This window comes from Micromonospora sp. KC606, assembly GCF_004348675.1.
Lineage (GTDB): Bacteria > Actinomycetota > Actinomycetes > Mycobacteriales > Micromonosporaceae > Micromonospora.
In genome coordinates this window covers 1-10,721 of sequence record NZ_SMKN01000195.1, presented here as the reverse complement: position 1 = coordinate 10,721, position 10,721 = coordinate 1, and the positions used below count along the sequence as shown (strand labels likewise).

Here is a 10,721-nt window from a genome sequence, read left to right as displayed (position 1 = left end):
ACCATCTCCAGCAGCTCTCCGGCCCGCCCCCGCCGGGCTCGACGCCCACCGGACCGGCCGGCCAACCGCATCGGCAGCTCGACGTTCTCCCGCGCCGTCAGGTAAGGCAACAGATTCCGGCCGGTCTGCTGCCAGACGAAACCGACCACGTCCCGGCGATAGCTCAGCCGCCGCCGGTGCGACAGGGTGAGCAGGTCGTAGTCGGCCACCCGGGCGATCCCGGCCGTCGGGGTGTCCAGCCCGGAGAGGATGTTCAGTAACGTCGACTTCCCCGAGCCGGACGCGCCGACGACGGCCACCAGCTCCCCCCGGTCGATGACCAGGTCCAGCCCCTGGAGGGCGACCACCTCGACGCCCTCGGTCTTGAAGATGCGGACCAGGCCGTCGCAGACGATGTGACCGCGCAGGCGGTCCCGCCCGCCGGCCCGCTCGGCCGCGCGCCGCGCGGCCCGCCGTTGCAGCTCGGCCAGGTCCAGAACTCCGGCGCTCTCGGCGATGGCGGTCATCTCAGCTCTCCTCTCCGAGCCGGAGCGCCTCGCCGAGGCGCATCCGGCGGTTGTTCACGGCCTCGACCGCGAGGGCGAAGGCGAGGGCCAGCACCGCCAGCCCGAGCACCCCGGCCACCAGGCCGGGCGCGAAGTGAACGGTCACCGGCACACCACCGGTGAACGCGGACAGCCCCAGCACCGGGTTGAGCAGCACCGGCAGCAGGGCGCCGACCACCGCGCCGGTCAGCACCGACACCAGCACCAGCGGGAGCAGCTCCACCAGCAGCAGTCCCCGCCACTGCCGGCGGGACAACCCCATGGTGCGCAGCCGGGACAGCACCTGGGCCCGCCCCCGCGCCCCGGCCAGTACGGCGAAGGCCAGCGCCAGCAGGCCCAGCAGCGCACCGCCGACCCCGCCGGTGGCGAACCCGAAGACGAGCAGGCCGTTGACGCCACTGCCGCCGAGCCGTTCCCGCTCCGCCGCCCAGGTGGTCACCGTCGGCGGCACCGGGCGCCTCCCCGCGCTCACCACGCCGCTGCGCTGGTAGCGGTCCTGCCCCTCCTCGGCGATCCGGCCCACCGCGACCGGATCGACCTGCTCGCCGCCGGTGGCGAGCAGGTAACCGGTCGGCGCGAGCGGATGCGGCCCGTCGGCCGGCAACCCCGGCCACGGCAGCACCAGGAACCGGCCGGTGCCCGCCGGCACCAACGGAAACTCCGGCACCGTGCCGGCGACCCGGAACGGCAACCGGTTGCCCTGCACGTCCACCCAGCCGGGCCGACCGCCCGCCCGGTCGGCCAGCGCCGTCTCGGTGAGAGCGGCGGCGACCTCCGGCGACGCCAGCGCCGGCAGGGAAGCCGCCGCGTCGCCGCGCAGCGCCTCCGGCACGGCCACGTCGACTCCTGCGTGCCGCGCCACCTGCACGAAGCCCGCCGGCTCCACCAGCAGCACGTACGCCTCGCCGGGCCCGGCGGGGCGGCCCTCGGCGTCGGCGTACGGCCGCTGTCCCGGCTCGGCGAGCACCGGGCTGACCGCCCGGACCCCGGGCAGGGCGGCCAGCGCCGCCGCGGTGTCCGGGGCGAACCGCTCCCCGGCGACCACCGCGTCGGCCGGCACGGCCCGGGTGACGGCCCGGTCCCGGCCGTGCTCGATGCCATCGGCCACCACCCCGCAGAACGCCGCCGTGGCGATCGCCAGCACGACCACCACCAGCGGCGCGACCGCCCCGGCCCGAGCAGCCCGGGCCGTGCCGAGGAACGCCACCGCACCCCTCGCCCGCCCAGCCCACCGGCTGGCCAGCCGCATCGGCATCGGGTACACGCGCAGCGCCAGCACCGCGGCGGCCACCGCCAGCAGCACCGGCACCGACACCAGCAGCGGATCCACCGCGCCGCCGAGGACCAGTCCGCGCCGGCGCAGCAGGAACGCGCCGAGCCCGGCCAGCCCGACCAGGGTGCCGTCGACGGTCAGCCGGCCGGCGCCGCCGGCGAACCTGAACAGGTCCCGCCGACCGCTGCCGCCGCGCCGGTCCGCCAGCACCGCGGCCGGCAGCGCCACCGTGGCCAGCAGCGCGGTGACCACGGCCAACCGGGCGGCCGGGGTGGGCGTGCCGCCCCCCGCCGCGTCGGTGGAGAGGAGGCCGCCGAGCAGCCAACCCGCCGCGGCGGCGGCCGGCACCACCAGGGCCGACTCGGCCAGCCCGCGCCGCACCAGGGTTGTCATCGAGCCGCCCCGGGCGCGCAGCAGCAGGTACTCGTCGCTGCGGCGGCGCACCGCCAGCCGGGCGGCCAGCACGGTCAGCCCGGCGAGCGTGGCGAGCACCCCGGCCGTGATGACGGTGAGCAGGGTACGGGCGGCGGCGAGCGCGTCGGCGTACTGCCGCAACGGAATGTCGACGCCCTGGGTGAACCGCATCGCGGCCGGTTTCCGCCGCTCCACCTCGGCGAGGCCGGCCACCAGCGCGTCGAGCCGCCCCGGGGCGAGTCGGCCCGGGTCCACCCGGTACCGGTACGCGGCGACGACCGGCCAGCCGGCCGCGGCCCGGTCGTCGAGGCTCGACGGGTCGGTCAGTCCGACCAGTTGGAACGGCTCGCCCTCGCCCACGGGCGGGGTGAGCCGCAGCGCCGAGGGAAGCGCGTCCCACGCCCCGCCCGCCGGGTCGGTCGGGCGGAACACGCCGACCACCGCCACGGGCGTGGCCCCGAACTCCTCGCCCCCGGGTGACCGCAGGGCCGCCCGCAGCCGGCTACCGGCGCGTACCCCGAGAGCGCGGGCCACCGGCTCGGCCAGCACGATCTCGACCGCCGCCGCCCGCGCGGCCCCCTGCTCCGGCCACCGTCCCTCGACCAGGGTGGCCGCCTCGGTCAGCCCGGTGGTGGTCCGCAGGCTCAGGTCGAACAGTCCCTTGTCACCGGTGAGTTCCGGACCGGTGAGCCGGCTGAACGCGGTGTCGGCGGTGTACCACCGTTCGCCGAGCACCTCCCGCACCGCGTCGGGCATCGCCGCCGCCAGGGCGTCGAGGTCGCCCTGGTGCAGGGCGGTGAAACTGGCCGGACCGAACGGCCGGTCACCGGGCGGCCGGGTGAAGAGCAGGTCCCGCCGCACGCCCGGCAGGTCGGCCAACTGCGCCCGCAGCCCCTGCCCGGCAAGCCGATCCGCCACCCGGGGCACCCCGGTGACCAGCACCGCGGTCACCAGTGCGAGCACCGCCAGGAGCAGGAAGTGTCCACCGTGGGCGCGGACCCGCCGCGCCACCGCCAGCACGCTCATCGTTCCTCCCCGATCCGGAGCTGAACCGCCGCGACCCGCTGCCGCAGGCCGGTGGTGAGCACCGCGCTGCACGCGAGGGCGGCCGCCAACAGCCCTGCCGCGGTGAGCCCGATCGGCGTCCACGGCACGGTGAAGGCGGCCTCCGGTACGGGCCGCCCGGCGGCCGGCGTGAGGATCACCAGTGGCGCCATGGTGGCGCCGACGCCGGCGCCGACCAGCAGGCCGACCGCGACGCCGATCCCGGCCAAAAAGGTCTGTTCGGCGAGCAACGCGCGGGCCAGCAGCGGCGGCCCGGCCCCCAGGGTGTGCAGCACGGCCAGTTCGCCGATCCGGCGGCGGCCGGTGGCCCAGACGTCCACCGCGAGGCCGACCAGAGCGAGCAGCACCGACCCGAGCGCGGCGGCGAGCAGCCCGGTCCGCGCGCCCCGCCAGTACGGATCCCGGGCCGCCGCCTCGGCGCTCGCCCGCCGGTCGAAAACGGTGACGTCCGGCAGTTGGCGTACCGCCGTCGCGGCGGCGGCGTGTCGGCCCGGATCGGTACGCAGCCACCACTCCGCCACCGGCCGGACGGCGGCGCGCTGCCGCACCAGCCACTCCACGGCGGCGGGCAGGTCGATCAGCATCGCTCCCCCGGTGTCGCCGGCCCCCGGCACCCCGTGCAACTCCCCGACCACCCGCACGGGCAGGGACGCGCCGGACAGGGACAGTGGCACCACGTCTCCGACGCCGATGTCGAGGGCGGCCAGCACCTGCGGCGTGACCAGTGCCGGCACCGCGTCGATCCGGCCGGCCGGGACGACCGCGAAGCGGACGGTGGGCTGGCTGGCGAACCGCCCGCCCTCGGCCATCGTCACGGGTTCGTCGACGTCGACGCCGCCGGCCGTGACGCCCCGCGTCACGACCGGTTCGTCCCGCCGGGTGTCCACGAGGGACCAGTCGCCGGTCAGCGCCACCGGCTGGGCGGCACCGCCGGCGTCCTCGACACGCAGCTCGCCGATCTGGAGCCGGTAGCTGCGGGCCGCCGCGTCTCCGGCGTCGAGTTGGAAGCCGGCCAGCCGCAGCGGCGGCCCGGCGGGCAGCGCCACCGCGAACCGGACCGCCCGGGGGTTGGCGGAGTCGGTGGTGGCCAGCGGAAGCCGCAGGGCCAGCCCGTCGGTTCGGGTCAGCAGTGCCGTGACCTCGATGGACTGCGCGGAGATCGGGTTCCGGACCGGGGTGTGGACGGTACCGGTGAGCCGCCGGGCGTCGGCCGGGAGGACGACGCCGCTCGGGGCGGGGCGGTCCCGGACCATCCGGTCGAGCAGCTCTCGCGGCGGTACGTCGCCCAGCCGGTCGGCGATCCGGGCCACGTCGGCGGTGGCCGTCGCGTCGAGCGCGAGCACGGTGGTGGGCAGCGTGGTGCGGCCAAGCCGCACCTCGTCCCGCCAAGCCGGCAGCACCCGATCCACCCCCGGTACGCCGGTCAGCTGGGCGGTGCGGTCGGCCGGCGCGTCGCCGGCGCGCTCGACCACCCGCAGGTCCGCGCCGACCCGGTGGTCGGCCTGGTCGGTGTGCGACCGTTCCCAGGTGCTCACCAGCGACCAGGCCAGCGTGCTGGCGCCCACCGCGAGCGCGAGCAGCAGCACCGGCCCGGCGTGCGGGCGCCGCCCGGCCTGCCACATGCCGAACATGGTGGCCGTCCACGGCCGGCGGTCGACGAGCCGCTCGGCGATCCGGGTGGCCGGCGGCAGCAGCCGCAGCGCGAGCACCGCCCCGGCCAGCACGCCGAGGGTGGGGGCGACGGCGAGCAGCGGGTCGATGCCCAGCCGGCCGCCCGCCCCGGCCAGCGGCGACGCGTGCTGCCGCAGCTGGGTCCAGGCGAGCAGCGCCAGCAGCACCAGCGCCAGGTCGACGCCGGCCCGCTGCACGGCGGCCGACCGGGTGGGGCGGGACCGGGCCGCCAGGTCCGCGACGTAGCTGCCCGCCCGGCGCAGGGCCGGCATTACCATGGCGACCAGGCAGCCGACGGCGGTGGCGAGCGCGACCGTCCAGAGCCCGCCGGCGCCGCCGCCGACCAGTCGCAGGTCGGCCAGCCCGTCGGCGCCGCCGAGGCGACGCAACGCCAGGTCGGCCAGCGGCGGCGCGAGCAACGCGGCCGGCAGCACCACCAGGCTCGCCTCCCGTACGGCGAGACCGGCGAGCTGCCGGCGGGCGGCGCCCCGGGCGCGCAGCAGGGCGGTCTGCCCGCGCCGGTCCTCGTTGAGCAGCGCGGCCACCAGCACCAGCGCGTAGCCGCCGAGGACCACGATCAGCAGCAGCGGGGTGAGCAGCGCCGAGCGTCCCACCAGGTCGGCCCGGCCCAGCCGGTCGATCAGCCGGTCCAGCCCGGTCACGCTCTGCGCGGACGAGCCGAGGCCCGCCTCCTCGGGCACCCGCGCCAGAGCGGTGGCCACCGCCTGCTTGACGGCCGGGAGCCGGCTCGGCGCGACACCGGCGAGGTCCGGCTCGACCAGCCAGGAGATCGAGGTGGAGTCGGGGAAGGCATGGTTGAAGTCGGCCGGATCGAGGGCGAACGGCCCGAAGGAACTGCCGTCGCCCTCCTCGGTGCCGACCGCCCCGGGGGCGAGCTGCCAGTACGCCGCGCCCGGATCGCGCGGCCGGAATATGCCGGCGACCATCATCTCGGCGGCCTGCCCGGAGCGGCGGTCGGTCATCGGCACCCGGGCGCCGGCGGTGAGCCGCAGCACCCCGGCCACCCGCTCCGGGACGGCGACCTGGACCGGGTCCGCGCCGGCGGTCGGCCAGCTGCCGGCGACGAGGTCGGCGTGGGTGGACAGGTGGTCGAGGGCCGCCAGGTCGGCGAAGACCGGGTCGTCGTCGGTCCGGGCGGTACCGAGGTCGCCGGTCAGTTCCCGGCCGATGCCGTACCGGGCAGCCGAGACGGTGACCGTCGCCCCACCCAGCCCGCCGGCGAACCAGCGACGCAATGTCGCGTCCCGGGCGGCGGACTCGGCCGCGTCCCGGCCGCCGGAGCCGCTGATCACCAGGCTGCGCTCGGTCGCCGGCGCGGCGGCCAGCATGGCCCGCTGGCCGGCTTCGATCGCCCGCCGGCTGTAGTCGGAGAGCCCGGTGACCAGCACGACGGCGACCAGGGCGGCGATCGCCGACGCCAGCAGCAAGCCCCGCGCCGCGCGGGCCCGCCTCCACACCAGCTTCATCCGACGCCTCCCCGTGGCCCCCGTTGGGCCGACGACGAGACAGAGGGGGTACGGCCGGGAAAAGGTTCGCAGCCTTTACGTGATCGTTACCAGCCGACGGCCGACCGACCCTGGCCCGGGTCTGCTTCCATCAGCCGCATGGAACTCGTCCTCACCATCGCGCTGGCTCTTCTCAGCATCGGACTGATCACCCAGGTGGCGGCCGCGTCCAGCCGGCGGGGCGACAACCTTCGGCTGGCGGAGATCGAGCGCAAGCTCCAGTTGGTGATGGACCGCCTCGGCGTCGTCGATGACCGGCCTGCGCCGCCGGGGGTCCGCGAACACCTGACGCGCGGCGAGAAGATCAAGGCGATCAAGGCGTACCGGGAGGCGACCGGCGCCGACCTGAGAACTGCCAAGGAGGCGGTGGAGGCGCTGATGGAGAGGCGCTGACGCCACTGGCTTTCCGCCGTGACCCGTCCGGGCGGACGGCGCTGACCGGTCAGCGCCGGCGGTCGCGGTCCTTGGAGGGCTGCACCCGCTTCGGCTCGCCGGGCATCTTCGGGTGGTCCGGCGGGTACGGCAGGTCGCCCTGGCCGTCGGCGGCGTCCCGGTCGGCCCATTCCAGCAGCGGGGTGATGTCGTACGGGGTGTCGTCGATGCCGGCGTGCGGGTCGCCCCGCTCGGCCAGCCGGGCCGGCACGGTGCGCAGGTCGAAGTCGTCCGGGTCGACGTCGGGCAGCTCGTCCCAGGTGACCGGGGTGGAGACGGTGGCCCGGGCGTTGGCCCGCAGCGAGTACGCGCAGGCGATGGTGCGATCCCGGGCCATCTGGTTGTAGTCGACGAAGACCCGCTGCCCGCGTTCCTCCTTCCACCACGCGGTGGTGACCAGCTCGGGGCGGCGGCGTGCCAGCTCGCGAGCCAGCGCGATGGTGGCCCGGCGCACCTCGGTGAACGTCCAGCGGGGCGCGATGCGCAGGTACACGTGCACGCCCCGGCCGCCGGAGGTCTTCGGCCAGCCGACCGCGCCCAGCTCGGCCAGGAGGGCCCGCAGTTCACCGGCGGCGGCCGCCGCGTCGGCGAAGTCGGTGCCGGGCTGCGGGTCGAGGTCGACCCGCAGCTCGTCGGGACGGTCGACGTCGGCGGCGCGCACCGGCCACGGATGGAACACGATGGTGCCCATCTGGGCGGCCCAGGCGACGTGGGCCAGGTCCGCCGGGCAGAGCTCGTCGGCGCTGCGCCCGCTGGGGAAGCTGATCCGCACCGTACGCACCCAGGGCGGCACGCCCCGGGTGGGCACCCGCTTCTGGAAGAACATCTCCCCGTCCACGCCTTCCGGGAAGCGCTGCAGCGTGGTGGGGCGGTCCCGCAGGGCGCGCAGGATGCCGTCGCCGACGGCCAGGTAGTAGCCGAAGACGTCGGCCTTGGTGAAACCGCGCTGCGGGAAGATGACCCGGTCGGGGCTGGTCAGCCGGACGGTGTGCCCGGCCACCTCGATCTCCGTCACCGCTGCCTTCGTGCTGCCCATTCCGCGACCATATGCGACACCTGCGACATGCGGCGTACCGTTGACGGGTGAGTCCTGACGACAACGAGTTGCCCCGCACCGAGGACGAGTGGCGGGTCCGGCTGGCCCCCGAGGAGTTCCGGGTGCTGCGCGAGGCCGGCACCGAGCCCCCGTGGACGGGCGAGTACGTCGACACCAGGACCCCCGGGGTCTACCACTGCCGGGCCTGTGGCGCGGCGCTGTTCCGCAGCGACGACAAGTTCGACTCGCACTGCGGGTGGCCGAGCTTCGACGACGCCATCCCGGGCGCGGTGCGCGAGATCCCCGACCACACCCTGGGCATGCCCCGCACCGAGATCCGCTGCGCGCGCTGCGACAGCCACCTCGGGCACGTCTTCGAGGGCGAGGGCTTCACCCCGAAGGACACCCGGCACTGCGTCAACTCGGTGTCGATCCGGCTGGCGCCGGCGCAGGGCTGAGGCCGGCGGGCCGCCGGTGTGGGTCGGTCAGAGCAGCAGCAGGCTGCCATCGGCGTCCACCTGATCGGCGGACTCGTCGTCGAGCCAGACTCCCCCGGTGGCCAGGTAACGAAAGCGGTGCCGGCCCGGGCCGAGCTTCACCGTCACCGCACGGGTGCCGTCGCGGCGGGCGACCAGCTCGTGCCGCCCGGGCTCCCAGTCGTTGAAGGAGCCCACCACGCTGACAGCGCCGGGTGGCACATCCCGGGGCAGGCAGAAGGTGACCCGGGTCTGGTTGCCGAAGAGTCTGTTCCGCTTGATCACGAGGTCCTCCCGGGGTAGAGGCGTTCCACCAGGCCCAACGCGCGACACGCGGGGGGCGAAACGCCGGCCGGGCGCATCAACTCGCGCATTTCGCTCCCGGCTGGCCCAACCCTGCCGCACGCTGAGGGCAGATGTCCTGATTTGGGGGGTTCGACGTGGCTACCTGTGGGGTCTGCGGCAACGACTACTGGATGGCGTTCGAGGTACGGACGGTCAGCGGTGAGGTGCACACCTTCGACTGCTTCGAATGCGCGGCCCACAAGCTGGCGCCGATCTGCGAGCACTGCCAGGTCAAGATCCTCGGCCACGGGGTCGAGGTCGGCGGCCGGTTCTTCTGCTGCGCGCACTGCGCCCGCAGCGAGGAAGAGCAGGGTGCCGAGATCCGCGACGCCGTGGGCGCCCGCCCCACCTGACGGACCCGGCCACGCCGGGGTAACTCGCCCGCCGCCGGCCGGGTGAGAGGTCCGCCGACGCTATGGCACGTGAGTACGCCAACGAGTCGGCCTGGAAGGGGCCGACCGACAGCCCTGTCCGCCAGGGTCGCGTTCGGCGAGCCGGGCGGAGCGGCGGAGAAGCCGCCGACCCACCACACCCGGCCACCACACCGACCCACCACACCGGGCCACAGCCGGCGGCTGCGCCGGTCCCCGGTCGCCGGCGCCTACGATCGCAGGATGCCGCAGCCGACCCTGCACGTCGCCACCTTCGCCGACCTGGACGCCCGTGCCCTGCACGACCTGCTCCGGCTACGGATCGACGTGTTCGTGGTGGAGCAGGCGTGCCCGTACCCGGAACTGGACGGCCGGGATCCCGAACCCGGCACCCGACACCTCTGGCTGGCCTCCGACGGCGCTCCGGTGGCGTACCTGAGGATCCTGGCCGACCCGAACAACGTGGCACGCATCGGCCGGGTCGTGGTGGCGGCGAAAGCCCGCCGCGCGGGCCACGCCGGCCGGCTGATGGACGAGGCGCTACGGCTGGTCGGCAACCAACCGTGCGTGCTGGAGGCCCAGTCCCACCTGGCCGACTTCTACGGCCGGTTCGGCTTCACCCGCACCGGTCCGGAGTACGTCGAGGACGGCATCCCCCACGTGCCGATGCGCCGCGACGGCTGACCCCAGCCGGAAGGGGCGGACGGGGGCGGACGCCCAGATATTGACGGATACCACTTCCTTGTGGAAACCTGCGGAGTAGAGCCGTCGCGGGAGCCACGCAACGGGATTCGGGAGGGGGCAGCTCCCGACCGTCCGGGCGTCGTCGATCGATCCGAAACCCCCCGGAGGCTTCATTGTCCACGCTCCTCCGCAGACGACCCTTGCCGATGATGGCGGCGCTGCTCGCCCTTGGCGCGGTCGTCGCGATGCTGCTCGCCACCGTCCTGGCCCGGCCCGCGTCCGCGCACGGTTCGGTGGTCGACCCAGCGTCCCGCAACTACGGCTGCTGGCAACGCTGGGGCAGCGACCACCTGAACCCCAGGATGGCCACCGAGGACCCGATGTGCTGGCAGGCATGGCAGGCCGAGCCGAGCGCGATGTGGAACTGGAACGGCCTGTTCCGCGAGGGCGTCGCCGGCAACCACCAGGGCGCCATCCCCGACGGCCAGCTGTGCAGCGCCGGGCGCAGCAACAGCGGACGATACAACGCGCTGGACGCGGTCGGCGCCTGGAAGACCACGCCCGTCGCCAACAACTTCCGCGTGAAGCTGTTCGACCAGGCCAGCCACGGCGCCGACTACATCCGCGTGTACGTCACCAAGCAGGGCTTCAACGCCCTGTCCAAACCACTGGCCTGGAGCGACCTCGAACTGGTCGGCCAGATCGGCGACACCCCCGCGTCCCAGTGGACCCGGGAGAGCCAGGGCGTGTCCATCCAGATCCCGGCCAACGCGCCGGGCCGCACCGGCCGACACATCGTCTACACCATCTGGCAGGCCAGCCACCTGGACCAGTCGTACTACCTGTGCAGCGACGTCGAGTTCGGCGGCGGGCCGAGCACCCC

General features: G+C 75.2%; 10 protein-coding genes. 5 read left to right on the top strand and 5 right to left on the bottom strand.

Features of this window, described 5'->3' with window-relative positions; translation table 11 throughout:
- The 3 genes from E1193_RS25585 to E1193_RS25575 form a co-directional block, all read right to left on the bottom strand.
- Positions 1 to 506 (bottom strand): ATP-binding cassette domain-containing protein (locus E1193_RS25585; RefSeq protein ID WP_132185739.1); only part of this gene is annotated, 506 nt, incomplete at its 3' end.
- Position 507: 1 nt separating this feature from the next.
- On the bottom strand, positions 508 to 3,258 hold the full coding sequence (locus tag E1193_RS25580; RefSeq protein WP_132185738.1) for an FtsX-like permease family protein: 2,751 nt from the start codon (positions 3,256 to 3,258) through the stop codon (positions 508 to 510).
- A complete protein-coding gene (locus tag E1193_RS25575) occupies positions 3,255 to 6,455 on the bottom strand; it encodes an FtsX-like permease family protein (RefSeq protein ID WP_132185737.1) in 3,201 nt (1,066 codons plus the stop codon). Before E1193_RS25575 ends, E1193_RS25580 begins: the two co-directional genes overlap by 4 nt.
- Before the next feature lie 138 nt (positions 6,456 to 6,593).
- On the opposite strand from E1193_RS25575, the gene E1193_RS25570 reads away from it, so the two are divergent.
- Positions 6,594 to 6,887, top strand: coding sequence for a hypothetical protein (locus tag E1193_RS25570; protein WP_207922858.1), 294 nt, complete (start codon positions 6,594 to 6,596; stop codon positions 6,885 to 6,887).
- A 49-nt stretch (positions 6,888 to 6,936) separates the two neighbouring features.
- Here the strand turns inward: E1193_RS25570 and ligD are convergent, their stop codons facing one another.
- The gene (ligD, locus tag E1193_RS25565) at positions 6,937 to 7,962 is read right to left on the bottom strand and encodes a non-homologous end-joining DNA ligase (protein WP_132185736.1); all 1,026 of its coding nucleotides are present in this window, start codon (positions 7,960 to 7,962) and stop codon (positions 6,937 to 6,939) included.
- Between the two features lie 47 nt (positions 7,963 to 8,009).
- On the opposite strand from ligD, the gene msrB reads away from it, so the two are divergent.
- A complete protein-coding gene (gene msrB / locus E1193_RS25560; RefSeq protein WP_132185735.1) occupies positions 8,010 to 8,420 on the top strand; it encodes a peptide-methionine (R)-S-oxide reductase MsrB in 411 nt (136 codons plus the stop codon).
- 27 nt (positions 8,421 to 8,447) lie between these two features.
- On the opposite strand, the gene E1193_RS25555 is transcribed toward msrB, so the two are convergent.
- Positions 8,448 to 8,723: an isoamylase early set domain-containing protein gene (locus E1193_RS25555; protein WP_132185734.1), complete on the bottom strand. Its 276-nt coding sequence runs from the start codon at positions 8,721 to 8,723 to the stop codon at positions 8,448 to 8,450.
- Between the two features lie 155 nt (positions 8,724 to 8,878).
- On the opposite strand from E1193_RS25555, the gene E1193_RS25550 reads away from it, so the two are divergent.
- The 3 genes from E1193_RS25550 to E1193_RS25540 all read left to right on the top strand — a co-directional run.
- Positions 8,879 to 9,136, top strand: coding sequence for a Prokaryotic metallothionein (locus E1193_RS25550; protein WP_132185733.1), 258 nt, complete (start codon positions 8,879 to 8,881; stop codon positions 9,134 to 9,136).
- Between the two features lie 261 nt (positions 9,137 to 9,397).
- The gene (locus E1193_RS25545) at positions 9,398 to 9,838 is read left to right on the top strand and encodes a GNAT family N-acetyltransferase (RefSeq protein ID WP_132185732.1); all 441 of its coding nucleotides are present in this window, start codon (positions 9,398 to 9,400) and stop codon (positions 9,836 to 9,838) included.
- 206 nt (positions 9,839 to 10,044) lie between these two features.
- Positions 10,045 to 10,721 (top strand): lytic polysaccharide monooxygenase (locus tag E1193_RS25540; protein ID WP_207922859.1); only part of this gene is annotated, 677 nt, incomplete at its 3' end.